Genomic DNA, 22,563 nt, shown 5'->3' with positions numbered 1-22,563 from the left:
GCCTTTTCAGGCCGGATCAAACTCAGCATAGCCGTTGTTTAGCACCAACAACTCACGCTCTACCACAAAAGTGCGAAAGGCCGCCTTGCCGTCACCCTCATTCCAAATTTCAGTGCGCAGAGTTTCACCCGGAAATACCGGACTGGCGAATCGCAGATTAAACTTGCGCAGGCGCGCAGGATCACCATCGCAAACCGCAGAAATCACCGCTCGCGCTGCAAAACCGTAGGTACACAGGCCATGAAGAATGGGTTTTGGGAAACCGCCCATCGCCGCAAATTTGGGGTCAATATGCAGGGGATTGGTGTCGCCCGTTAGGCGGTAAAGCGCCGCCTGTTCTTCACGACTAATAGAGTCTATCACCACATCGGGTGCGCGCTCTGGAATCGGCTGCGGCACAGGCTGACCGCTAGCGGGACCGCCGCAACCACCATTGCCGCGTAAAAATACCGCCGAGGTACAAGTGGCCAGTAATTCGCCGCTGTCAGCATCACTAATTTCCCGTGCAAGCATCATTACCGAGCCTTTCTCAACGCCCTTATCGTAAATCTCTTGTACGTAACTGCGGCTCTTCACCGTGGCTTCGCTGGGCAGGGGCTTGTGTATAGTGAGATATTGTTCGCCATGCAAGAGCTTGCTCAAATCGATACCGGTCTTTGGATCCGCCACCCACATTGTGCCCTGAGAAGCCATAGTCACCGCCATAGTCGGCAACACATCCAATTTCTTCTCGTAGATTAAATTCAAATCTGCAGCGGGGTCGCCAGCACCAGCGCCCACACTGAGCGCATATAAAATACAGTCATTTGCAGAGTAGTTCTGATGACCTTCCGGAATTGGCCAATTTTTAATTTTTTCGTATTCAAAACCCACGCGATACACTCCAAGCTAATAATGAAATCCACAGCGCCTAAGCGCTGTAGCGGCAAACTCGTCAAATGGACAGTAGCAAGCACTCAAATCTACACAAAAACTAACACATAATCAGCTACTGATCAACACGAAGCACACCAGACTTTTCCGAGCCACATACACCAACACGACGTAAAAATAGGTGATTAAATATTGAAAAGCACTACAACTACGCAGCGCCAACAGCTAATATAAATGACACATAATCACTAAATTAAATAATAAGTCGGCAAGCCATGACCCTCACTCCCAACGCTCCATCCGCGCTATCAAACAGCCTCAGCAAGGCACTAGCTCAAAGTCCGTCACACGACACCGCGTTTTACTTCAAAGACCGCGAGTATTGTTGGCAAGACGTTAGTAATACGATTCGTAGCGTAGACCAGCTATTGAGCAAACACCCTATGGGTAACGTGTCTCGTGTGGCATTTATTGCCCGCAGCCGTCCTATGCATATCAGTTGCCTGTGGGGGCTACTTATTAGCGATCGCTGCGCCTCAATGATCCACTGCTACCAATCCACCGCCAAAATCATCAACGATATTCGCAAGGAAGGCTACCGCGCTCTTATCGCTGATCAACAAGACTGGAACGCGGATTTACTAGCAGCAGTAAAAGACATGGAATGCCTCGGTATTGCCATCACCGAGCACAGCGTCGAACTGCGCCATTGCCCGGAGCAAGACGCCGCAACACCAGCAGATGTCAAAGGCAGTACAGTTCCGCAAGACGATTCTGCCACCGCCATCGAAACCCTGAGCAGCGGCACCACAGGCGCCCCCAAACGCATTCAACTGAGCCGCCGCAACCTCGCCGCTAGCACAGAGGCCGCCAAACAGGCACTCACCCAAATGAATGTCAGCGCCAGCCAACCAGCTCCCATTATCTCGGTGTTGCCGCTCAGCAATATCAGCGGTGTGTATGCGAGCACACCAGCACTGGCCATGGGTATGCCGATGGCGATCTTAGAGAAATTCCAACTAGACGACTGGCTGGCCATTGTGCAGCGTTTCAAACCCGTAGCGGCCGATATCCCCCCCGCAGCCATGGCCGCCCTTCACCAACGCCAGCTATCCAAGGAAGTGTTTAGCAGCATTAAGGTCGTTCGCACTGGCGCCGCGCCGCTAGACCGCGAAGTACAGGCTTATTTTCAAAACGAGCTGGGTATACCAGTGAATTTAAGTTACGGCGCCAGCGAATTCTGTGGGGTTATCACCAGCTGGTCGATGGCCGAGCTAGCAGAGTACTCTGCCAGTAAAATGGGCAGTTGCGGCCGCGCCCTACCCGGCGTTGAATTAAGAGTTAGTGATCCAGACACTGGTGCAGTACTAGCAGCAAACGCAGTAGGAAGATTAGAGGCGAAAGTCGAGCGCGTCGGCCCTGACTGGATAGCCACCTCGGACCAAGCCCGTATCGATGAAGACGGTTTTATGTGGTTTGAAGGACGGCTAGAAGAAACTATTTTTCGCGGCGGTTTTAAATTATCGCCACTGCTCATTGCCGAACAATTACGCCGCCACCCTGCTATTGCAGATGCGGCAGTTATTGGGGTAGACGATCCAACGTTGGGACAAATTCCGGTCGCCGCACTAGTACTTAAAACAGGCCACACCCAACCAGACAATGACGAACTAAACTGCTTTGCCCGCGACCACCTCAGCGCACCAGAAATCCCCAGTGCCTATTATTTTGTTGATGAATTACCCCGCACCGCAAGTTATAAGATAAGCCTGATTGAATTGAAAAAGCTTATTGAGGCGCTTAAATGAAATGATTTAAAAACCAGGACAATGACTGAGCAAAGCGGGTGGTATAAACCACACCACCCGCCCCCTGTAGTCTTCATTATAAATTCGCATTAAAATCCAAAACCACTATAGTTGCGGGCAGCCACTCAAGCAGATACACGCCATAATAATTGCGCTTTACAATTTACCGTAAAATAAGATTATGCCCTAACTTGCCAATACCGGTCCCGCAAACCTTTCTTATACAGTTTTCCGTTATCCATGCGCGGCAGGGCCGCATCAAAATCAATACTGCGCGGGCATTTAATCGCGGAAAGTTGAGCACGACAGTAGGCCATTAACTCCGCTGCCAAGTCATCGCCAACCTCGCTCCAATTTAGCGGCTGTATTACAGCTTTTACTTCTTCACCAAACTCAGCATTTGGCACGCCGAACACGGCAACGTCCATTACTTTGGGATGCACAGTTAAGATATTTTCTATTTCTTGGGGATAAATATTTACGCCACCGGAGATGATCATAAAACTCTTGCGGTCGGTTAAGAATAAATAGCCATCATCGTCGAGGTAACCTACATCGCCCAGGGTTGACCAGCTAGGGTGCTTTGGGTTGCGAGCGTCTTTAGTTTTAGCTTCATCGTTTTTGTATTTAAAATCAAAACCACCTTCAAAATACACCGCACCCTGTTCACCTGCGGGCAACTCATCACCCTCTTCGTTGCAAATATGCAAAATACCCCACTGGGCACGACCCACCGAACCCGGTTTTTTCAGCCATTCCTCCGAAGTTATATACGTGGCGCCATTACCCTCTGAACCGCCGTAGTATTCATAGAGAATCGGCCCCCACCAATCAATCATCTGTTGTTTAATGGGTACAGGACAGGGCGCTGCGGCGTGAATAACACACTCCAAACTAGAACAATCAACACCATTGCGCTGAGACTCCGGTAATTTTAATAAGCGCACAAACATGGTAGGCACCATTTGCATATGCGTCACTTTAAAACGCTCAATGGCATTGAGTAGCGCGACAGGCTCAAACTTCTCACAGATCACCACGCAGCCGCCAATACTTTGCACCGTCATGCTGAATACCAAGGGTGCCGCGTGATAAAGCGGCGCTGGGGACAAATAAATACTATTCTCTGACACACCATACTGCTCGCGCTGCATCGCTACGAACGGCAAAGGTTGGTCTGCCGGCGCGCCACTAAGTGGTAATTGCACACCTTTAGGCTTACCCGTAGTACCCGATGAGTAAACCATGTATTGACCTGCGGTTTCATCGCTAATACGCTCAGCGGGCTGCTTGATAATAGCTTGCGGCCAACTCGGTAGCGTTGCTGATTCGCTGTCTACAAAAAAGTTAAATTGCTCGCCAAACTCTGCTGCCGCACCTTTTGCAATTAGCTCTTTAACGCCCGGTAATTCTGGCGACGCCACCAATAAAGACGCGCCCGAGTCTTTAATTATGTAAGCCGCCTCTGCCAAGGTAAGGTGGGTAGATATCGGTGTAAAATATAAGCCGGAGCGTTGCGCTGCCCAACTTATCTCAAGGAAACTAGATGAGTTGTGCATCCAAATAGCAATACCATCGCCGGGCTTTAAGCCCAGCGCACGAAATTGCTGGGCGCCTTGATTGGAGCGGCTCTCTAGCTGCGCATAAGTGGTGACTTCACCGCTGCCTGCCATGATGATTGCAGGGGTATTGGGTCGTTCCTTGGCGTGAATACTCGGGTGCATACATAGCTCCAGAAAAAGCGAACAATAATTTTAAAAAAATGGTGTTAAGCGTTTTAATTCTTCAGCAATGCATTAATTGCCGAATCTGTATTTATCCAATCGAGCTTAATTTCGCGGTAATCAAATAACCAATTACCCACATCGTCCGACGACATCTGATCGATATAGTAACCGGTATGATCGAGTCCAATATTGGAGTACACCGAAAAGCGCGTTTCAATGCGCGCAGAGCTGGTTTTAAGCTCCTGAATATCTGGCATTGCAAGATGATGTTTTAATCGCGGCGGTTTTGGACCGCCCGCATTTAACAAGGCGATAAATTCGCCCTGTAGATCCACAAAAAATTGCCGCACTCCCGCTGGGCCACGATACATATCGCGACCCACTATCGGTAGGTATTGTGCTTGGGCATGAAAGAGCGCCGATAAGTTTTGACTGTCACCTGCATCAACATAGCGGCAATAGCGCGACAGAGTCGCGCGAATCGCCTCGGCGGCGACACATTGCGCTAGCGATGCAGCGTCAGGCATTGGTTTATTCGCCAGACTTTTTGCCTTCAGAAACCATTTTCGCTACGCCCTGGTTAACGATATCCCAAAACTCCTTAGTAGAAGAGCTTACCGTGTGAGTGTCGAAGTGGGCGTTAAGCGAATTGCGGTAACCTTGAATATCGGCGGTGCGATTCAGCGAGCGCTTGAGCATGGCGGTAGCGTGTGGCGGCGCCTTGGCAATTTGCTGAGCCATTTTCATGGTGAAATCTTCCAGCTCAGCGCGGGGCACAACGTGGTTGACCATGCCCCACTCTTTGCCGTCTTGGGCGCTGATTTTACCGCCAGTGAACAGCAGTTCTTTGGCTTTACGGGTATTCAGTACCCAAGGGTGGAGCAGCGCTTCTACCGCAGCAGCGCCCATGGAATGCAACACTGGATCAGAGAAGTAAGCGTCGTCGCTGGCAATGACCAAATCGCAAGAGTTAGCGACCATAAAACCACCAGCGATACAGGCGCCGCTGACTTCAGCAATCGTAGGCTTGGGCAGATCCCAAATACGCATGGCATTGCCAAGGAAGTGTTCCTGCTCCCAGTGCCAGTGTTGCTCTACGGTGTAATCACCACGCAGCTTCATGCCGTCGGCCAGATCGTGACCCGCCGAGAAATGTTTTCCCTGACCGCCAATAATCACAACACGCACTTCGCTATCTGCCTTGGCGCGGGCCAGCGCGTCGTCTAGCTCGGCGAGCAAGCGCGTTGACTGGGCGTTGCCCTTGTCTGGACGGTTGTGGCAAACCCGCAGTACAGCGCCGGTTTTTTCATAAGTAATATCGTTATATTCCATGCTCATCTCCGTTATTGCTGGACGGGTGTTCAAGGTGGCCCGAGTCCAATCAATGCAGCTGTTGAATTCAGCACTTCTTGGCCGCCCCAACAACTAACTATGTGTTAGCTTTCAAATTAGCACATGCGCGCCTCGCTGGCAATTCGCAGTGCTACGCTCTTTTATCTCTACGGCGCAATTATCTTATGCAGTTAGTGACGACCACAGCTGCTCTGAACCAGCGGCCAATACTTTATTGCCCAGCTGCTCTGACCAGTAGCGCTCATTGCCCGCCTCTGCACGCCATTGCCACAGACGGCGCGTGTAATAATGCAGCTCGTGCTCGTCGGTAATACCAATAGCGCCAAATACTTGGTGGCCAATTCGGCTCACCTCTTTAGCGGCGACGCTGGCAGTATATTTTGCCACCGCAGCGCCAGCCAAAAACTGATTATTATCCAGCTCGCGACAGGCGTATTTACCGGCCATTTCCGCCGCTGCGGCACGGCAACTGGCCTCGGCCAATTGGTGCTGCAGGGCCTGAAACTTGCCAATTGGCTTGCCAAACTGCTTGCGGGTATTGGCGTAGTCCACGGCCAATTCCACTACCTTGTCGCAGGCGCCACTGATCATTAAGGCGCGCATTACAGCCAAGCCACTGCGAATTTGGCTGGCATCGCTCATTGCCACCACTGCCAGTGGCGTAATGCCGCTGAAATCGACGGCGGATGTTGGCGCGCGCCCCAAGCTATCGCATTGTTCTAGGCGCGCCGCGACATCGCTAGCGGCAACACTAAACAAGAAAGCCTCATCACCGCGACGAGCAAGACCCAGCAATTGCGTAGCCCAGCTCGCCCAGCTGACCATTGCGGCTTCACCTTGCAAACAACCCGAACCATCGAGCTGAATATCGGCATTGGCACTGGGATCGATTAGCGCCAGTGGCCCTTCGGGTATGCCCAAGTTGGCTTGACTCATTAGGCGACGAGCAAACAAAGTCTCTGCCAAAGGCAGCGGCGCAGCATGGCGACCCAGCACGCGAAACAACTCGGCGCAGTCCTGCCAGCCTAGACCGGCATCGTCGTCACCAGTTCGCATTACATCGGCCACACCCATTTCTTCGATTTCTTGCCACAGAGACAAATCAGCGCCGCCCGCTTCCAAGATGGCGAGACTCTCGGCATTCACGCGCGCCGACAGCAGTTTTTCGAGCTGGTCGGCCAATAATTCGGCAATATTCATTTCGTTCATAACAGCACTTTTTCCGTTCTTTAAATAAGCGAATTAAAGGCCCATGCCACGCGCAATAATCATTTTCATGATCTCGTTGGTGCCGCCACGCAGAGAAAAACTCGGTTCAACTTGAATAAGATAGGCCAGTGCCTCCGACAGGGTATCACCAGCACGACGCAGCGGTTGCGCCTCGACAATATCGGCGATCAAACCTGGCATGCGCTGCTCTAAACCCGTGCCCAATAATTTGGTGATCGCCGCTTCTTGCAATGGAGTTTCGCCATTTTCCAGCTGATTTTGAATCGACAGCGACATTTGCCGTAGCACCGTAAGCTCGGCCACCATGGCGCCAATATCTCGAGCGATGGACGGATCGTCAACGGACTCACCAAGTTTAGCCAGCGCCAAGGGCAGTAAGGGAAAAGAACTTAAATAGCGGTCTGGGCCGCTGCGCTCAAAGGCTAGTTCGGCATTGGCCTGTGCCCAACCGCCGTTTTCCACGCCCATTAAAGCGTCTTCGGCGAGCATGACATTGTCGAAAACAATCTCATTAAAATGGGACTCACCGGTTAAATCCTTGATCGGATTGATTTCAATTCCCGGTGTTTTTAAATCGATAAGAAATTGCGACAAGCCTTTGTGCTTACCGTGCTCCTCAGAAAACCCGGTGCGGAATAAACCGATCATGACGTCGCAGTCTTGGGCGTAGGTTGTCCAAACTTTGCGACCATTCAGCAGCCAACCGCCGTCAACGCGCTCGGCTTTTGAGCGCAAGGAGGCCAGATCGGAACCCGCATCTGGCTCAGACAAACCAATACAAAACGCCGCTTCGCCGCGACAAATCGCTGGCAGGTATTTGGCTTTTTGTGCCTCGGTACCCAAGCGCATAATCAGCGGCCCGCTCTGGCGATCCGCCACCCAGTGGGCGCCGACTGGCGCGCCCGCTGCGAGCAGCTCTTCCAATACTACATAGCGTTCCAGGGCGCTGCGCTCATGGCCGCCGTATTGCTTGGGCCAAGTCATACCAATCCAGCCGCGCTCGCCCAGCTTGCGGCTCAATTCACGATCAAAGCCCGTCCAGGAATGGCCTATTTGCCAACCATTCCACTGTTTGGCTTCCTCTTGCACAAAGGCTCTTACCTCGGCGCGCAGGGCCACGGTTTCTGGCGGTAATTCAAAAGGGGTAAAACGATACGCTGCGCTCATATAGCCCCCTGCGCTTGCAGGGCTTTGATTTGCGCTTCGTCAAAGCCCAACCAAGACGACAGAATCTGTTCGTTGTGCTCGCCCAATAGTGGCGGCGCCTGACGATAGGTCACCGGCGACGCCGAAAAGCGCATAGGGCTAGCGGCGCTGCGAATGGTGCCGTTAGTGGGATGCTCTTGACTGACAATCAATTCACGGGCCAGCACTTGGGGGTCTTTTTCAAGATCGGCCATTTCATTAATGCCGCCACAGGACACCGTACCGGCATTGAGAATTTCTACCCACTCGGCCTTGGTTTTGCCTTTTAACGCCTCGGTGACGAGGGCTTTCAGTTCTTCACGGTTGGCAACCCGCGCACCCATGCTGCAGAAGCGGGTGTCGGTGGCCCATTCGGCATGACCAAGCACCGCCGACAAACGCACAAATTCACGGTCGTTGAAGGTGGCAATCAAAATAAAGCCATCGTCTACTGGGAATACGCCATAAGGCGCGGCGCTGGGGTGATCGTTGCCGGTGCGGCCCAATGCCGTGCCGCCGTTAAACCAGCCAGAAAAGGTATTAAGCATTGCTGATAATTGCGAATCGAATAGTGACACATCAATGTATTGTCCCTCGCCACTCACATTGCGGTAATTGAGCGCCGCCAATACCGAGATCGCCGCGTACAAGCCCGCGCAAATATCAGCAATGGGTACGCCAACCCGCATTGGTCCGTCACCCGGTTCGCCGTCGTGATGACCAGTTACCGACATCAGCCCCGCCATGGCCTGAACCAAGTAGTCATAGCCCGAGCGGCCAGCATAGGGGCCGGTTTGGCCAAAGCCGGTCACCGAGCAGTAAATCAATTTGGGATTAATGGCTTTAAGTTCTTCATAACCCAAGCCGTAGCGCGCCAAGGTGCCGCTGCGGTAGTTTTCTACGAGGACATCGGCATTGGCCGCCAATTGGCGAATTAAATCGGCACCGGCTTCGGTGGCAAAATCCACTGAGATTGAGCTTTTATTGCGATTCACCGATTGGTAATAGGTAGAGTCTTGGCCTTGGCGGCCAAGCTCATTGTCCATCCACGGCGGGCCAACGCGACGGCAGTCATCGCCCTCACCTTTGCGTTCAATCTTGACGACTTCGGCGCCAAGATCACCCAAAATTTGGCCTGCGTAAGGACCGGCAACAACCCGAGTCATATCAAGTACGCGGATACCACTAAGTGCGCCCTTATTTAACATCTTCATACTCCTTTGCTGCCGATCATTGTGTCGGCATCCAGATCAGGCCTGCAGGCCGAGAACAGTTTTGGCGAGAATATCTCGCTGTATTTCATTGGCACCGGCAAATATGGTGACTGGACGCGCCATCATTAATTGCCAATATAAATCTGCCTGCATATCCGCAGTTGAAACGCCGCCAATCTCGACATCGCCCACCACTGCACCATACTCAGCACCAATCTCAACATTGAATTCCGTCAGGCGATGCAGTAACTCCGAGGCGTAAACCTTGAGCATCGACACCTCTGGCCCCGGCGCTTTACCACTGTCGGCAATAGCGTCGCAGGTGCGGGAGTAAAGCAGACGGTAGTCGTGGAGATCCGCTTGCAACTGCGCCAATTCATCCATTACCCCGCGGTCGTCCTCCAAGCCCAATTGCTGCACCAGATGTTCGCCAAGGGCGAGAGCTTTGCCAGCCAGTGCCGGGCTGCCAATCCACACCCGCTCGTAACCGAGCAAAGCTTTAGCAACCGTCCAGCCCTGATGTAATTCGCCAACCAAATTGGCCTTTGGCACCCGAACATTTTCAAAGAAGACTTCGCAAAACTCGTCTTCGCCCGCCAAATTAATAATCGGTCGAATTGAGATACCAGGAGTGTCGAGATCAATCAGCAAAAAGCTAATGCCCTGCTGTTTCTTTTCAAACTTACCGGTGCGCACCAAGGTAAAAATATGGGTGGAGTCATTGGCGTGAGTAGTCCAAATTTTTTGGCCATTCACCACAAACTCGTCGCCATCTAATTCGGCGCTGGTGCGCAAACTCGCCAGATCAGAACCGGCATTGGGTTCGGAATAACCCTGACACCACACATGCTCGCAGTTAAGTATGCGCGGTAGGTAATACTCGCTCTGCTCAGGGCTGCCCATTTTAATAATGGTGGGGCCGAGTTGGGTTTCGCCCAGATCGATAATGCGCGCCACCCCCGCGTGCTCCAGCTCTTCGTGATAAATCAGCTGCTTGCGGAACGACAATCCCATACCGCCACTTTCCCGAGGCCATGCCGGCGCGCGCCAACCATGCTTCTGCAACGTTCGCTGCCAGTCATTAGCGGGTTCGCCACGCAAACGACGGAAGGGCCGATGAAAATCTTGCTTCAGTTCTGCGGGATAATGCTCTGCCAAAAATGCGCGAAATTCAGCGCGAAAATCGGCATCATCCATTTCATCGCGATTTACATTTAAGCTATTCATGCCAAGGCCTCCGCTGTGCGTGCCGATTGAAACGCGCGGCGCATGCTTTTAGCGCTGCCCAGCCAATTGCCGTATTGGAGCGCCAAGCGCAGGTATTCACCCACCGAGCACTCCTCGGTAAAGCCCATCGCGCCATGCAGCTGCACAGCCTGACGGCAAACATCTTGGGCGGTATCGCTGGCACGGGCCTTGGCGGCGCTTAAGCTTGCTTCATCGCCAGCCTCGGCGGCGACTCGCCATACTGCCTCTGCAAGCTCAATATGAATATGCATATCCACGCAGCGGTGGGAGACACTCTGAAAACTCGACAATTTTCGGCCAAACTGCTGGCGCTGATTAAGATAATCCACCGTGTCGCGCAAACAGGCGCGGGACAAACCGCTGAGGAAGGCACTCGCCAATAAGCGTCCCGCCGCTATGGCCGAGGCCAAAGCCTGCTCTGCACCTGTACCAGCCAATAATGGCGTGCAGGTAACCTTGTCGAAACTGAGCTGACAAAAACTCCCCGACGCAGTGGCACTGCGCTGAGCGGTGATGCCGTCGGCATCGCTGTTTACCAGCACAATGGCAGGGCCATTAACGCTGCTAACACACACCAGCAATTGACTGCCCGGCTCGACCGCCGCCACAAAACTTTTTTGACCGCTGATTTGACCATCGCTCAAGACGCACGCCGCAAAGGCCGCATCGCTCCCAGCGCGATCTTGCCACGCTAGGCTGAACAAAGTTTCACCGCTGATAAGTTCTGCGGCCAAGGCCTCGTTATCTGCCGCCGCCAATATTTGCGCAGGCATAATCGCCGCTTCGATATACGGCACCGGAAAACGATAACGGCCCATGACGTCTGCCAACTCAGCCGCCGCCGATACTGGCAAAGCTAAACCGCCCTGCGACTCTGGCAATAACAGTCCCAACCAACCCAACTCGGCCATGGCAGTCCACAGTTCGCGATTGAGCGGGCGCGGCACAGCAATTTCGGTTTTAGCGCCAGGCGAGGCCTGAAAATCAGCCAAAAAGCCCTCGGCGCTATCGCGTAACATCGCGATAAATTCGTCCATTTCCTGCATTTCAAATACCTTACATTGCGATAGTGAAACCACCGTTCACAGACAAAATCTGGCCGGTGATATAAGACGCCGCATCAGACAATAAGAAACACACCGGCTTGGCCACTTCTTCTGGTGAGGACCAACGGCCCAAAGGAATCTGAGCAAGGTAATTGTCAGCAAAACGCTCGTCGTTACGCACGGTTTCGGTCATGGCGGTGGCAACCACGCCAAAACACACTGCGTTACAACGAATATTAAATTTGGCCCACTCCCGCGCTGCAGTCATGGTGGCGCCAAAAATACCGGCCTTGGCGGAGGCGTAGTTAATTTGGCCTAAGCTGCCGCGACGACCCGCGTCAGAGGCGATATTCACAATGGCGCCAGGCTCTTTGTTACCCGCTTTGGCCTCAGCCAACATATGCCGACCTACCGCCTGCATAAAGTACACTGAACCGCTCAAATTAACGTCGATCACCGACTGCCACGCTTCAATCGACATTTTTTCGATCATCGCTGGGCGGGTGATACCTGCGTTGTTGATAAGGCCATTTAATGAACCGAAATGCTCAACTGTGCGGGTCACCGCCTCTGCCGCAAAATTCACGTCGGTAACGCTGCCGGGCAGGGCCAAAAAGCCTTCACCTAGATCGCTAGCCACGCCATTTAAGGTATCGGCATTCATATCAACACCCGCCACTTTGGCGCCTAGGTCGAGTAATTGACGGCTCAGGGCCAAGCCAATTCCCTGACCGGCCCCCGTTACCATAATGACACGGCCTTCCATTGACATTGGGTTGTTCATATTCTTCTCCCTTACTTAAGTATTTGGGTGGGTTTGGCCCCGCCAAACGACCACCATAAAGTGGTGACCCGGCTTAGGCTGGATCAAATACGATGTAGGGCGGCTCGTCGCCCTCGATCAAAATTCGTGCTTTAACAGGCATACCGATACAAACCGCATCCGGCGCGACACCTTCAACGCGGCTCATCATGCGCGGGCCTTCCTGTAACTGAATCAAAGACACGTTGTAGTCACTTTTAGGTGGACGAGCGCGAACTGTGGTTGTTGAATAGACCGTGCCGCGACCATCCGCCTCGACCCACTCCAAGTCATCAAGGCCACTGCCCGGCGCAATGGTGCGCGGATAAAACACATATTTGCCGCTGCCGCTGCTGCGCTGAATACAAAACTTACCCTCATTCAGAAAACTGAGGTATTCGAGATCGGGACGAATTTCAGCCATGGGACGCTCTCCACTCAAGGCAAGACCGCACTTATGCGCCTTGCTGTTTTAACTCGAATTAACGGAACTTGACCGCTAAAATCATGAAAAATACTTTAAATTCACCAACAGCAAACTATATTTTATGTAACTACTGCGCTGACGAAACCTCGACGGGTGTCGCGCCGAGCTGCTAATGAGTCTAAACAAGTGCAGTGATATTTGCACCAATAAATGACTATGTGTTAGTTTATGGGTGTTCGATAACAACGTCAACTGCGGGAAGCCAGACAATGACAAATGAAAAGTCGCCCACACCATGGGGAAGTGAGCAGCAGGATACGATTAACGCCGTGCTTCGGCGGGCACTTGAAGCCAATCCTGATAGAGAGTTTTTAGATTTTCTTGGCAAGAAATTCAGCGTCGCTGACATCGACAAGCAGGCGTGCCGACTTGCCAACGGTTTAACCGCCCTAGGTATCAAAAAAGGCCATACCGTCGCCACGCTACTCGATAATAGTGAAGACGCTGTTTTTATTTGGCTGGCCATCAATAAGCTTGGCGCCATCTCTGTACCCATTAATACGGCCTACAAAGGCGAGTTCCTGCGCCACCAATTGGGTGACAGCGACGCCAGCGTGGTGATTGCCGAGAGTGATTACGCCGACCGCGTTATCGCCATTGGTGAGCAACTGCCGAGCGTAAAAACCCTAGTTCATCGCGGGACCGCGCCAAGCGCTAGTTTCGGCGGTCAAGTAATGAGCTGGGAACAGTTATTGTCTGATGACAGCAGCGACCCCCAAGTTGAGGTAGGCCCCGCAGATTTGGCGATGTTGATTTATACCGGCGGTACCACTGGCCCATCCAAAGGCTGCATGGTCAGCCACAACTACGCCTGCAATTTGGCACGTGTTGTCAGCGAAGGTACTGGTCGCAGCGCTGAGACGGTGAGCTGGACAGCCCTACCGTTATTCCACTTTAATGCGGTAAGCAATGTGATTTGCGAACTTATGCACGGTGGCCGTATCGCGATTTATCCACGTTTTTCTGTATCTAATTTTTGGCCTGAAATTGAGCGAACCGGCGCCAACTACACCACCTTGCTCGGCTCCATGTTTCCCATGTTGCTCGGCGCGCCAGAAAACGAAGCCGAAAAGCGCTGCTTCGGGCAAATTTCCATTGTTGGCGGCGCCCCCTTTCCCGACAAATTACAACAGGCGTGGAAAAAGCGCTTTGGCGCCAAACACACCGCCTGCCCAGGCTTTGGCCTGACCGAATGCTCATTAGTTACCTCTGTGCCACTGGGTATTCAAGTGCCTGGAGACTGCTCCGGCATGCGTAACGACAGCTTTGATGTGCGCATTATCGACGACAACGGTATTGAAGTACCCGAGGGCGAATCTGGGGAAGTGATCGTGCGGCCACTGCGTCCCAATGTAATGTTCCAGGGTTACTGGAAACGGCCAGAAGACACCTTAAAGGTCTACCAAAATATGTGGTTCCACACTGGCGACATCGGCAAGTTCGACGAAAATGGCTATTTCTATTTTGTTGACCGCAAAAAAGATTATTTGCGCCGTCGTGGCGAGAACATCTCTAGCTTCGAAGTGGAATCAGCCTTTCGCAGTCACCCCGCGATAGAAGATGTCGCCGCTCATGCGGTATTGTCAGAACTTACTGAGGATGACTTGAAAGTTACGCTTACTGTAAAAGAAGGCAGCAACCTTACAGAAGAAGAGCTATGCGCTTGGTCGGCAGAACAACTGCCTTATTTTGCCGTTCCGCGCTACTTTGAATTTCGCAGCAGCGCTGAGATGCCCCGCAGCCCCGTAGGCCGTATTCTCAAATACAAGCTGCGTGACGAAGGCGTTACCGCAAATACCTGGGACCGTGAAAAAGCTGGGTTTCAGCTCAAGAAGCGCTAACACCTGCTTTTGATATAAAAAAACCGACGTTATTGCTAGCGTCGGTTTTTTATTAAGCAATAACCATATTAACGGTATTAATTAAACTGCTATTCCTGCATAAAATCCGCTGGACTCGGTGGTGCACTGAGAGTTCTTGCAATAATACGCGTCATTGCACCCCACATTTCGTCGGCCCCCACACCACGCTCAACTGATTTGGGATCGGTTGCCGCCAAACGCTCCATTGCCGCTACCAATACCGAGGCATCGGCCTGGGCAGTGGTTTTAGTGCCACCACTATTTTCAGGGTAAGCAGCGACAATATGCTCGGCAAAGCGATTTACAATCCGTACCGATGTCCGCAAACGAATATTCTCAAAAACGGGATCACCGCGATCCGCTTCTAAGTTCCGGTAGCGCAAAACTTCGCGATGCTTATCCCAAACCGACACAAAGGCATTTACGACCCGACGGGAGTGCTCAACATCTAATATTTTAGGATCCCAAGGTTCATCCAAGATATTGTGCACTGCCTGCATATCTGACTCTGCCTCTTCAGTTAAGGCAAGTAAAATGCCCCGCACATCAGAAAAATAGAGATAAAAAGTGGCTGAAGATGACTTTGCCCGCTTAGCAATTGACACCGCAGTCAATTCTACCGGAGAGCCCGATTTCAATAATTTACGCGCCGCATCCATTAACCGCTTGCGGGTTTCCGCTCCTTTACGACCCAGCGACTGGCCGTGATTATTTGTAGTAACTACTGTTCGCATTCTCTAGGACGCCCAAAAAACATACACAATGAAACTTAATATTACATCAAATTGTAATAAAAATCGCAGCTTGCCACAAAACTCTAAATTGCTACTCATCTGCAGAATCCCTAATACAGCTACGCTCAGGTAATAAATTTACAAACCGTAGGATGAATAGCTAACAAAATTCCGACCAGCAATCCTTGATAGCCAAAATAACTGATGGTATATTAGTTTTATTCAGCGCCATAGCTAAAAAATACACCGCCCAAACAGGGGCTACCTGTTAACGGAGTTTAAGTCATGAATTTAAAAGAACTGCCTTTTTCAATGAAGCCGGTCGGCTGGTTCCAAATTGCGTGGAGTGGTGAAATCCCTGCAGGCGAAGTCAAGCCATTACGTTATTTTGGCGAAGATCTAGTTGCTTTTCGCGGTGAAGATGGTGAGCTGCGATTAATGAATGCCCACTGCCACCATATGGGCGCCCACCTCGGTCACGGAGGCAAGGTTAAAGGCAATTGCGTAACCTGCCCCTATCACGGCTGGGTATGGAACGGCGAAGGCAAGAATGTTGAAATTCCTTACCAGGAAAATACCATTAACAAACGTATAAAGACGTGGCATGTTACTGAACAGCATGGCTGTGTCTTTATGTGGCACGACCCCACCGGCTCTGCGCCTCGCTGGGAACTGCCTCATATGTTTGATAGTTTCCGTGAGTTCTCCGATCGCGACGAATCTGAATTTTATCCCATATACCCACATGGCACTCGGCGCTGGCCTAACGAGCCTGTTCATCCGCAAATTACCTTCGAGAACAGTGTTGATTCAATGCACTTTCGCTATGTTCATGACTCCCCATTAGACCCAATGTTGCTAGAGATGGACATTCGCGAAAACGATTCTGTCTTTAGAACGCTTTTCGGATTTAAGTCAGTTCGAACCAATAACATCGAAATGACCTTTGACACGCGCACCAGTGGCGTCGGTTGCTCTTTCAATGTATTCAAAGGCGCTTACAACTACCGTGTGCTCTTTTCAGCAACACCAATCGACGATGAAACATCAGAACTATTCAATACAATTTGGTGGGAACGTAAGGACGGTGAAGCGGGCGATATGCCTCTCGTCATTCAAGAACGTATCAAAAACGAAATTCTTACTACCGTAGACGAAGACTTACTTGTTTGGCGCCATCAAAAATATGTCGACCGTCCCATGCTCGCCAAGCAAGACGTAAAAGCCTTTAACATGCTAAGAAAATGGCAGGCCGGTTTTTACGACCTCCCTCCTGCGGAGCAGGTAGATTAGTTGAAGTATCGCCGCAGCGACACCTGACCTATTAATGTTTTCTCATTTCAGCCTAGCTGCACGCCCCTTCAACCAGGATTTAAATATTAAGTAATGCAGAAATTATTAAATATTTTTTTGACAAGAGAACCCAGCGATGGCCCTAATAAAATTTATATCCGTAAACGGCGATGTTCGCGAAGTCAACGCTGACTCTGGCAGTAATCTAATGCAAGTCGCACTAGACAATGGCATCGATGAAATACTTGGAGAATGCGGCGGCTCCTGCAGTTGCGCTACCTGTCACTGCTATATAGCTGAAGACTGGCTAGCTAAATCAGGGACGCCGGATGAAATTGAGCAAGAGATGCTGGAATGCGCCCTAGACCCAGCAAAAAATAGTCGCCTAGCTTGCCAAGTCAATATCAGCAATGAACTTGATGGTATGGTAGTACATCTTCCAGAATCGCAATATTAAATACCATATCATTCTCTCACCACTAGCATGCGCAGTAAGATCTTAATGGCAGGCCACAGATCCAATACTTCATTATTAGATAGGCCGTCATTTTTGAAGAAAACCTACACTCTGAGCAAGCTTCCAACTTCAATTTTGGTAGCTTCAGCCGATCACGCAATATCGCCTTTATAGTTTGCGACCTCTTCAGCGCCAGCACCCTCGATAATTCCATATTCTTAGTACCACCAACGGTGATACATAAAGAAAATATCCCAACATTACTTACCAAAAATTTTATGTCGAACCTATGAGATAATGCACCCGAACAGTCGTGCGTATCAATATGATTCATCTATTCGCTTGAGCTTTTCCATCAAGCGCTGCGCGAGCGAGAGCGTTAGCTCACTCGGGAAATAGGTATAGGTCTTTCCCTGCACGGAAATCCAACTAGCAATTTGATCAATGGAATTACCTCGACCACCTATCGCTAAATTGATCAATGAATCAATGCCAGATCTTGACCCGTATCCAAATATCAAAAAGTATATTGCGCGCGCAATTCGCCGTAATTCTTGATCGCTTAATAGTTTTATTTGTACAAAATCATGTGGTGCCTGTATTTCAGAAATTGAACCGCCCATCACTTCCATTCGTAAATCAGTGAGGTGCTGATTTAATACCTCTGAAGCACTTTCCAGAATCATGTTCGGATGACTAACATCAATATCTGCAAAACGAGACAGCAGCCAAGATTGAATGGCACCTTCATTATGTGATTCACGCCCAACACCAAGAATCGCGACCATATCATCGCTATGAATCGTTGATAGTTGACTATTAAGTACTTTTGCCAATGAACCTGCCGTTTCTTTTGTTAATGTTTTCATTATTCCACTCCCCCTCCCATTCGCTGTAACAGCAGCCGCTCAAAGGCCGAACCATCTTGACGGGTTAGATTGGGAACGTAGCGCGAGTAGACTTTAAATAACATCTCCGTACTGGCATGCCCCATTTGTCTCGCTATCCATTCGGGTGATTCGCCGGAGGCTAACCAAAGTGTTGCTGCCGTGTGACGGGTTTGGTAAAAACGGCGGTCTTTCATCCCGAGCAATTTCAATGTGGGCTTCCACACGCGCTTGTTTACGTTCAGAGGGTCTATCGGCGTACCGGCTCCGGTGCAGAACACATACTCACTAAGATGACCGGTTGCTCTTTGTTGCTCTTTAAGAGCTTGGTACACCGGTTCTGACATGTGGACTTCACGTTGCGAGCCATCGTTTTTGGTGTACTCCCGCCCCAAATGACTAAAGGTCTCCCGAACTAAGATTTCTCGCCGCTCGAAATCGATATTTCGCCACTTGAAGACCGTGGACTTCGCCAGTTCGCAACTCCGTAAAAAAGCGGACGGTAAAGTACGGTTTATAATCTGGACGAACATTGACAATAAACTTCTCAACTTCATCAAACGACAGCGGGTCGATATGCACCTTCTGCGTCTTGAGACGCTTTACGTTTTGCATCGGATTGGGAAATTCGTAACGATCAGCCCCCTCGGCAAGTATGGCACCCAGAATCTGCATAATTTCATTAACAGTTTTTGCAGAAAGCGTTCGCTTCTTCATACTGCCACCGGTCTTAGCGATATCAGCCCGAAACGCCAAACAGTCTGCTTTCAGAATCTGATGCATCTGCTTGTCAGCAAAGCGTGGTAACAAATAACCGTTAACATGTACCTTTGTGGATATCATGGTGTTCCTGCGCCAGACTGCGTCATTTTCTGCTAACCAAATTTCGGTGAACTCAGAAAAGGTAGGCGTAGCACGTTCTAGCACCGCTGCTGGCATTAAAGGCGCGGCTATATCACCTCCGCCACCCACACTAGGTACTACATCAACCGAAGCAGTCGATGGGCGGGCTCCAAACTGACTTGCCCTGTTACTACCTGGAAAGAACGTACCGTAATCAAATGTTCCCGCCACAATTTCACGCTCAATACGCTCGAGAACTTTTTCCATTTTACGGCGATTAGCTTTTGTATCCTTGAGGGTGGTTTGTTCCCGGCAGCGAGAACCCCGATAATTAAAATCAAAAAGAAGAGTTCCGGTTTCTTTTCTAACGCTAATCTTAGACATTGCAAACACCTCCCGAAGCAAGAGGAATTGAAATAAGATCTGCATTTGAAGCCGCAGTCATATCACGCTCAATGTTCTCCCAAATATAAAGAATCTTTCTGCCTCCAAAAGGACGGATATAGTGCGTTCCTTCGAATAAAACCGAATCCTTAAGGCAAGAACGAATTGTTGTCGGCTCGTAATGAATTCGAGCTGCTAGCGCATCAGTAGTAAGGTACGTATAACTCATGTATATTTCCTCTAAGTTGCCTATCCAGTCAAAAGTTAGCCTATACGCCAACTTGTTTGCAGGATATACGCACAATAAGACGCATGTCAACACATTAATTAGCTTATAGGCCAATTTATTAACATGATCAGAGTCCGTTTAAAGGAAATGCTTGCAGACAAAGAGTTTCGCGAGGGTAAATCTGCCACTATGGTAGAGATATCCGAGGCTACTGGAATTCACCGAGCGACACTTTCAAAAATTGGTAAGAATAGAGGCTACAACCCAACGCTCGACATTATTGATCGGCTTTGTGAGTACTTTGATTGTGATATTGGTGACCTTTTAGTGCGCTCTAACAATAGCGTGACAAGTGATGACTAACAGGTCAAATCAGTACTTTTTAACCTGAGGTAGAAATAATTTTTTGTCACAGATTTGTAAGCGCTCAACAAACCCCGCCCAATTAATTATTTGCAAACTCAGATAATGCACCTATAGTTTTCTACAGGCTCTGGATGAGTCTACAGCATGGAAGGTAATCTCAAGGATGAGGGGCAGCAAGGGATTGGATGGCGTTGCCAAGAAGGCGACTGCCTTCCTGCTACTTTTCTGTATTAGGCGTTTGCCCACGGCAACAATGCCTGTAATTCTTCGGTTGTTGTCATACTTGGTAATTGATTAAAGACTTTGCACAAATACACGTAAGGCTCAAGGCCATTGGCTTTTGCCGTTTCGATTAAACTATAAATAGCGGCGCTGGTATGAGCACCTCTAGGCGTTGCGCTAAACAGCCAGTTCTTGCGACCTATAACAAAAGGCCGGATGGCATTCTCGGCAAGGTTGTTATCAATATTCACGTCACCATCTTCCGTGTATCGAATCAACTTTTCCCAATTTTTATTGAGATAACCCAGTGCGGTACCCAGCAGGCCTTTGGGCAAGGTACTGTGTAAAGTTTTGTCCAACCACTCCCTAAGGGCATTGAGGATCGGAACGCTTTTGTCTTGTCGCAGCTGGTGACGGGCTTCGCTGCTCGCGTCCTTCGCCTGCTTTTCGATAGCATACAGCTTGGCAATATAGTTAATGGCCACATCGGCCTTGCCGGTGCGGGTAGTCTTTTTGTCTTTGGAGATAGCCGCCTTTTGGGCATCAATGAATTTACGGCGTGCGTGTGCCCAGCACCCCACATGGCTAATATCTTCTTGGCGGCCGACGGCATGGTAGCCTGCATAGTCATCGGTTTGCAGATAACCACTAAAACCCGTGAGTAAGTTCTTCGCCACGCTGCCAGCGCGACTCGGCGCATAGTCATACAACACGATGGGGTGATCTGGGGCGCCACTACGCCTGACCCACATATACGATTGGCTACTCGCGGGCCTGTCCGGTTCGTTTAATACCTGAAGCGGCGTTTCGTCGCACTGGATGATTTTGCCTCGGCGAAGCTCGTGATCAAGCTGGGTGATGAGTGGCGCGATCAATTCGCCGCTGCGCATCATCCAATTCGCGAGGGTGTTGCGGGGGATATCAATTTCCATCCGTTTGAAGATGGCTTCTTGGCGGTGCAGCGGCAGCGCATCTTGGTATTTCGCGGTAGCGATATACGCCAGTAGGCCTGGGCTCGCATTGCTCTTTGGAATGGGCTGTGCGGGTAATGCGGCGGTACATACTGTCGACTCACACGCTTTGCAGGCGTATTTCAGTCGGGCGTGTACTAAGACTTGGACGGTTGCGGGAATGATATCCAACTGCTCGCTGGTGTCTTCGCCAATATGCGTTAGCGCACAACCGCAGTCACAGACTTTCTCTACATCAGACAGGTCATGTTCGATACGGACGCGAGGCAAGTCAGCAGGCAACGATTTACGACCACGAGATTTGCGACGCTCGTATTGGATCGTTTCGGTTTCGGCGTCATCCGTGTTTTCGCTAAGGTCGTCTTCAGAAGCAGGCTCAGCCGCTTCGGCTTCATTAAACAGCTCGGCCTGTTCGTCCGACTTCTCGCTACTGGCCGCAAAGCGTTTATGCCTGAGTAAACGCACTTGCTCTTCGAGTAACGAGATGCGTTTATCCTTCTCATTGAGGCGAAGTTCTTTCTCAAACAGCAAAGCTTTGAGTGCAGAAATATCATCGGGAAGTGTGTTGGTGGGAGGCGGTGTCATGCTGTGTATTATATCAAAAGTGAGTCAGCTAACCGAATCAAAATACAAGGTTTCATGCGGTTTATTGCGCCAAATATCCAAGCCATCAAGCAAAAAGTTTAAGTCGCGACCATCGCGTAATTCATAGCCGGATTCGCATTGGCGAGGCCATTTAAAGCGCTGCTTTTCTAGGCGCTTATACCAGACCACAAAACCGTTTCGCTCCCAATACAGAAGTTTGATTTTATCCCGGCCACGATTACAAAATACAAATAGCACCTCCATCATCGGCGAGAGCGCCAGCTCGGTTTCAACCAGCGCGGCCAATCCGTTGATGGACTTGCGCATATCCACCGGAGCCATGTACAAATAGACCTCAACATGGGAGGTCGGCCGCAGCATCAGTTCGACTCCCGCAGGATATGTAGTACCACGGGCAAGACAACAGGCAAATCGTTGGCGGATAATTCCAATCGAACGCCCAGCGGCAAATTCATGATCATACGAGATGAGGTCGGCATACCGCCCAGCTTCATTAATTTCGCAGCCGGTTCTTTTGCGGGGCTCAGCCGATTACGCCAATAAGCAAAGTTGTGAAACTTGATCTCATGCTGCTTGCAATACGCAGCTTGAGATAGGTTGCTGCCTTGCCAAGCAGAGACGTGGTCTTGCCAGAATTGTGTTTTGTTGATTGTGTTCATGGACGACTCCTCAGCTTAAAACTGAAGAGTAAATCTACCGCGACGAAATTATTAGATGGGGTTTATTGAGCGCTTAC

Annotated in this window: 24 protein-coding genes; 5 read left to right on the top strand and 19 right to left on the bottom strand. The window is 50.5% G+C overall.

Annotation, left to right across the window (positions count from 1 at the left end):
• Positions 1-6: 6 nt before the first annotated feature.
• On the bottom strand, positions 7-873 hold the full coding sequence (locus C0068_RS14720; protein WP_103685246.1) for a MaoC/PaaZ C-terminal domain-containing protein: 867 nt from the start codon (positions 871-873) through the stop codon (positions 7-9).
• 275 nt (positions 874-1,148) lie between these two features.
• Between C0068_RS14720 and C0068_RS14715 the strand changes: the two genes are divergently transcribed.
• A complete protein-coding gene (locus C0068_RS14715; protein ID WP_103685245.1) occupies positions 1,149-2,681 on the top strand; it encodes a class I adenylate-forming enzyme family protein in 1,533 nt (510 codons plus the stop codon).
• 179 nt (positions 2,682-2,860) lie between these two features.
• Here C0068_RS14715 and C0068_RS14710 read toward each other — a convergent pair whose 3' ends face one another.
• The 10 genes from C0068_RS14710 to C0068_RS14665 form a co-directional block, all read right to left on the bottom strand.
• Positions 2,861-4,405 carry an acyl-CoA synthetase gene (locus C0068_RS14710; protein WP_103685244.1) on the bottom strand — a complete coding sequence of 515 codons (1,545 nt, stop codon included), beginning with the start codon at positions 4,403-4,405 and terminating at the stop codon, positions 2,861-2,863.
• A 53-nt stretch (positions 4,406-4,458) separates the two neighbouring features.
• Positions 4,459-4,935, bottom strand: coding sequence for a nuclear transport factor 2 family protein (locus C0068_RS14705; RefSeq protein ID WP_103685243.1), 477 nt, complete (start codon positions 4,933-4,935; stop codon positions 4,459-4,461).
• A 4-nt stretch (positions 4,936-4,939) separates the two neighbouring features.
• Complete coding sequence (locus tag C0068_RS14700) at positions 4,940-5,740, bottom strand: enoyl-CoA hydratase (RefSeq protein WP_103685242.1); 801 nt, start codon at positions 5,738-5,740, stop codon at positions 4,940-4,942.
• Positions 5,741-5,923: 183 nt separating this feature from the next.
• Complete coding sequence (locus tag C0068_RS14695) at positions 5,924-6,970, bottom strand: acyl-CoA dehydrogenase family protein (RefSeq protein WP_103685241.1); 1,047 nt, start codon at positions 6,968-6,970, stop codon at positions 5,924-5,926.
• A gap of 33 nt (positions 6,971-7,003) precedes the next feature.
• Positions 7,004-8,158 carry an acyl-CoA dehydrogenase family protein gene (locus C0068_RS14690; protein WP_103685240.1) on the bottom strand — a complete coding sequence of 385 codons (1,155 nt, stop codon included), beginning with the start codon at positions 8,156-8,158 and terminating at the stop codon, positions 7,004-7,006.
• Positions 8,155-9,384 (bottom strand): CaiB/BaiF CoA transferase family protein, encoded by a 1,230-nt coding sequence (locus C0068_RS14685; protein WP_103685239.1) that lies wholly within the window; start codon positions 9,382-9,384, stop codon positions 8,155-8,157. Before C0068_RS14685 ends, C0068_RS14690 begins: the two co-directional genes overlap by 4 nt.
• A 42-nt stretch (positions 9,385-9,426) precedes the next feature.
• Complete coding sequence (locus C0068_RS14680) at positions 9,427-10,617, bottom strand: acyl-CoA dehydrogenase family protein (protein WP_103685238.1); 1,191 nt, start codon at positions 10,615-10,617, stop codon at positions 9,427-9,429.
• A complete protein-coding gene (locus C0068_RS14675; protein WP_103685237.1) occupies positions 10,614-11,684 on the bottom strand; it encodes an acyl-CoA dehydrogenase family protein in 1,071 nt (356 codons plus the stop codon). Before C0068_RS14675 ends, C0068_RS14680 begins: the two co-directional genes overlap by 4 nt.
• A 10-nt stretch (positions 11,685-11,694) precedes the next feature.
• Positions 11,695-12,468: an SDR family NAD(P)-dependent oxidoreductase gene (locus C0068_RS14670; RefSeq protein ID WP_103685236.1), complete on the bottom strand. Its 774-nt coding sequence runs from the start codon at positions 12,466-12,468 to the stop codon at positions 11,695-11,697.
• 73 nt (positions 12,469-12,541) lie between these two features.
• Positions 12,542-12,910: a Zn-ribbon domain-containing OB-fold protein gene (locus C0068_RS14665; RefSeq protein ID WP_103685235.1), complete on the bottom strand. Its 369-nt coding sequence runs from the start codon at positions 12,908-12,910 to the stop codon at positions 12,542-12,544.
• Positions 12,911-13,182: 272 nt separating this feature from the next.
• On the opposite strand from C0068_RS14665, the gene C0068_RS14660 reads away from it, so the two are divergent.
• Complete coding sequence (locus C0068_RS14660) at positions 13,183-14,814, top strand: AMP-binding protein (protein WP_103685234.1); 1,632 nt, start codon at positions 13,183-13,185, stop codon at positions 14,812-14,814.
• Positions 14,815-14,903: 89 nt separating this feature from the next.
• Here C0068_RS14660 and C0068_RS14655 read toward each other — a convergent pair whose 3' ends face one another.
• Positions 14,904-15,569, bottom strand: a complete 666-nt coding sequence (locus C0068_RS14655; protein WP_146047909.1) for a TetR/AcrR family transcriptional regulator — start codon at positions 15,567-15,569, stop codon at positions 14,904-14,906.
• 285 nt (positions 15,570-15,854) lie between these two features.
• Between C0068_RS14655 and C0068_RS14650 the strand changes: the two genes are divergently transcribed.
• Together C0068_RS14650 and C0068_RS14645 are read left to right on the top strand one after the other, a co-directional pair.
• A complete protein-coding gene (locus C0068_RS14650; protein ID WP_103685232.1) occupies positions 15,855-16,862 on the top strand; it encodes a Rieske 2Fe-2S domain-containing protein in 1,008 nt (335 codons plus the stop codon).
• A gap of 136 nt (positions 16,863-16,998) precedes the next feature.
• Positions 16,999-17,319 carry a 2Fe-2S iron-sulfur cluster-binding protein gene (locus tag C0068_RS14645; protein ID WP_103685231.1) on the top strand — a complete coding sequence of 107 codons (321 nt, stop codon included), beginning with the start codon at positions 16,999-17,001 and terminating at the stop codon, positions 17,317-17,319.
• A gap of 320 nt (positions 17,320-17,639) precedes the next feature.
• Here C0068_RS14645 and C0068_RS14640 read toward each other — a convergent pair whose 3' ends face one another.
• Genes C0068_RS14640 through C0068_RS14630 form a run of 4 tightly spaced genes read right to left on the bottom strand, consistent with a single transcriptional unit; the run spans position 17,640 to position 19,662 of the window.
• Positions 17,640-18,188, bottom strand: coding sequence for a hypothetical protein (locus tag C0068_RS14640; protein ID WP_103685230.1), 549 nt, complete (start codon positions 18,186-18,188; stop codon positions 17,640-17,642).
• Positions 18,188-18,628, bottom strand: coding sequence for a tyrosine-type recombinase/integrase (locus C0068_RS19580; protein WP_233208829.1), 441 nt, complete (start codon positions 18,626-18,628; stop codon positions 18,188-18,190). The genes C0068_RS14640 and C0068_RS19580 overlap by 1 nt, the downstream gene beginning before the upstream one ends.
• Complete coding sequence (locus C0068_RS14635; protein ID WP_199176192.1) at positions 18,606-19,433, bottom strand: Arm DNA-binding domain-containing protein; 828 nt, start codon at positions 19,431-19,433, stop codon at positions 18,606-18,608. Before C0068_RS14635 ends, C0068_RS19580 begins: the two co-directional genes overlap by 23 nt.
• Positions 19,426-19,662 carry a hypothetical protein gene (locus C0068_RS14630; protein ID WP_103685229.1) on the bottom strand — a complete coding sequence of 79 codons (237 nt, stop codon included), beginning with the start codon at positions 19,660-19,662 and terminating at the stop codon, positions 19,426-19,428. Before C0068_RS14630 ends, C0068_RS14635 begins: the two co-directional genes overlap by 8 nt.
• 123 nt (positions 19,663-19,785) lie before the next feature.
• Here C0068_RS14630 and C0068_RS14625 point away from each other — a divergent pair, with 123 nt between their 5' ends.
• Positions 19,786-20,025, top strand: coding sequence for a helix-turn-helix domain-containing protein (locus C0068_RS14625; protein ID WP_103685228.1), 240 nt, complete (start codon positions 19,786-19,788; stop codon positions 20,023-20,025).
• Between the two features lie 233 nt (positions 20,026-20,258).
• On the opposite strand, the gene tnpC is transcribed toward C0068_RS14625, so the two are convergent.
• The 3 genes from tnpC to tnpA are packed head-to-tail and all read right to left on the bottom strand — an operon-like array spanning position 20,259 to position 22,486.
• Entirely contained in the window at positions 20,259-21,806 is a 1,548-nt protein-coding gene (gene tnpC / locus C0068_RS14620) for an IS66 family transposase (RefSeq protein ID WP_103682443.1), read from the bottom strand.
• Between the two features lie 24 nt (positions 21,807-21,830).
• Complete coding sequence (gene tnpB, locus C0068_RS14615) at positions 21,831-22,187, bottom strand: IS66 family insertion sequence element accessory protein TnpB (RefSeq protein ID WP_103682444.1); 357 nt, start codon at positions 22,185-22,187, stop codon at positions 21,831-21,833.
• Positions 22,187-22,486 (bottom strand): IS66 family insertion sequence element accessory protein TnpA, encoded by a 300-nt coding sequence (gene tnpA / locus C0068_RS14610; RefSeq protein ID WP_103682445.1) that lies wholly within the window; start codon positions 22,484-22,486, stop codon positions 22,187-22,189. The genes tnpB and tnpA overlap by 1 nt, the downstream gene beginning before the upstream one ends.
• Positions 22,487-22,563 lie beyond the last annotated feature (77 nt).

The organism is Zhongshania marina, from assembly GCF_002915595.1.
Taxonomy (GTDB): domain Bacteria; phylum Pseudomonadota; class Gammaproteobacteria; order Pseudomonadales; family Spongiibacteraceae; genus Spongiibacter; species Spongiibacter marinus_B.
The sequence above is the reverse complement of the archived record's forward strand: the minus strand, read 5'-3'. Positions and strand labels throughout refer to the sequence as shown.

Bases quoted from the DNA above. Each gene is read 5' to 3' on its own strand.
- C0068_RS14715 (WP_103685245.1), top strand. From the start codon at position 1,149: ATGACCCTCACTCCCAACGCTCCATCCGCGCTATCAAACAGCCTCAGC.
- C0068_RS14650 (WP_103685232.1), top strand. From the start codon at position 15,855: ATGAATTTAAAAGAACTGCCTTTTTCAATGAAGCCGGTCGGCTGGTTC.
- C0068_RS14665 (WP_103685235.1), bottom strand. From the start codon at position 12,910: ATGGCTGAAATTCGTCCCGATCTCGAATACCTCAGTTTTCTGAATGAG.
- tnpA (WP_103682445.1), bottom strand. From the start codon at position 22,486: ATGAACACAATCAACAAAACACAATTCTGGCAAGACCACGTCTCTGCT.
- C0068_RS14680 (WP_103685238.1), bottom strand. From the start codon at position 10,617: ATGAATAGCTTAAATGTAAATCGCGATGAAATGGATGATGCCGATTTT.
- C0068_RS14675 (WP_103685237.1), bottom strand. From the start codon at position 11,684: ATGCAGGAAATGGACGAATTTATCGCGATGTTACGCGATAGCGCCGAG.
- C0068_RS14630 (WP_103685229.1), bottom strand. From the start codon at position 19,662: ATGAGTTATACGTACCTTACTACTGATGCGCTAGCAGCTCGAATTCAT.
- tnpB (WP_103682444.1), bottom strand. From the start codon at position 22,187: ATGCTGCGGCCGACCTCCCATGTTGAGGTCTATTTGTACATGGCTCCG.
- C0068_RS14635 (WP_199176192.1), bottom strand. From the start codon at position 19,433: ATGTCTAAGATTAGCGTTAGAAAAGAAACCGGAACTCTTCTTTTTGAT.
- C0068_RS14625 (WP_103685228.1), top strand. From the start codon at position 19,786: ATGATCAGAGTCCGTTTAAAGGAAATGCTTGCAGACAAAGAGTTTCGC.
- C0068_RS14690 (WP_103685240.1), bottom strand. From the start codon at position 8,158: ATGAGCGCAGCGTATCGTTTTACCCCTTTTGAATTACCGCCAGAAACC.
- C0068_RS14670 (WP_103685236.1), bottom strand. From the start codon at position 12,468: ATGAACAACCCAATGTCAATGGAAGGCCGTGTCATTATGGTAACGGGG.
- C0068_RS14645 (WP_103685231.1), top strand. From the start codon at position 16,999: ATGGCCCTAATAAAATTTATATCCGTAAACGGCGATGTTCGCGAAGTC.
- tnpC (WP_103682443.1), bottom strand. From the start codon at position 21,806: ATGACACCGCCTCCCACCAACACACTTCCCGATGATATTTCTGCACTC.
- C0068_RS14705 (WP_103685243.1), bottom strand. From the start codon at position 4,935: ATGCCTGACGCTGCATCGCTAGCGCAATGTGTCGCCGCCGAGGCGATT.
- C0068_RS14695 (WP_103685241.1), bottom strand. From the start codon at position 6,970: ATGAACGAAATGAATATTGCCGAATTATTGGCCGACCAGCTCGAAAAA.
- C0068_RS14710 (WP_103685244.1), bottom strand. From the start codon at position 4,405: ATGCACCCGAGTATTCACGCCAAGGAACGACCCAATACCCCTGCAATC.
- C0068_RS14685 (WP_103685239.1), bottom strand. From the start codon at position 9,384: ATGTTAAATAAGGGCGCACTTAGTGGTATCCGCGTACTTGATATGACT.
- C0068_RS14655 (WP_146047909.1), bottom strand. From the start codon at position 15,569: ATGCGAACAGTAGTTACTACAAATAATCACGGCCAGTCGCTGGGTCGT.
- C0068_RS14700 (WP_103685242.1), bottom strand. From the start codon at position 5,740: ATGGAATATAACGATATTACTTATGAAAAAACCGGCGCTGTACTGCGG.
- C0068_RS14640 (WP_103685230.1), bottom strand. From the start codon at position 18,188: ATGAAAACATTAACAAAAGAAACGGCAGGTTCATTGGCAAAAGTACTT.
- C0068_RS14660 (WP_103685234.1), top strand. From the start codon at position 13,183: ATGACAAATGAAAAGTCGCCCACACCATGGGGAAGTGAGCAGCAGGAT.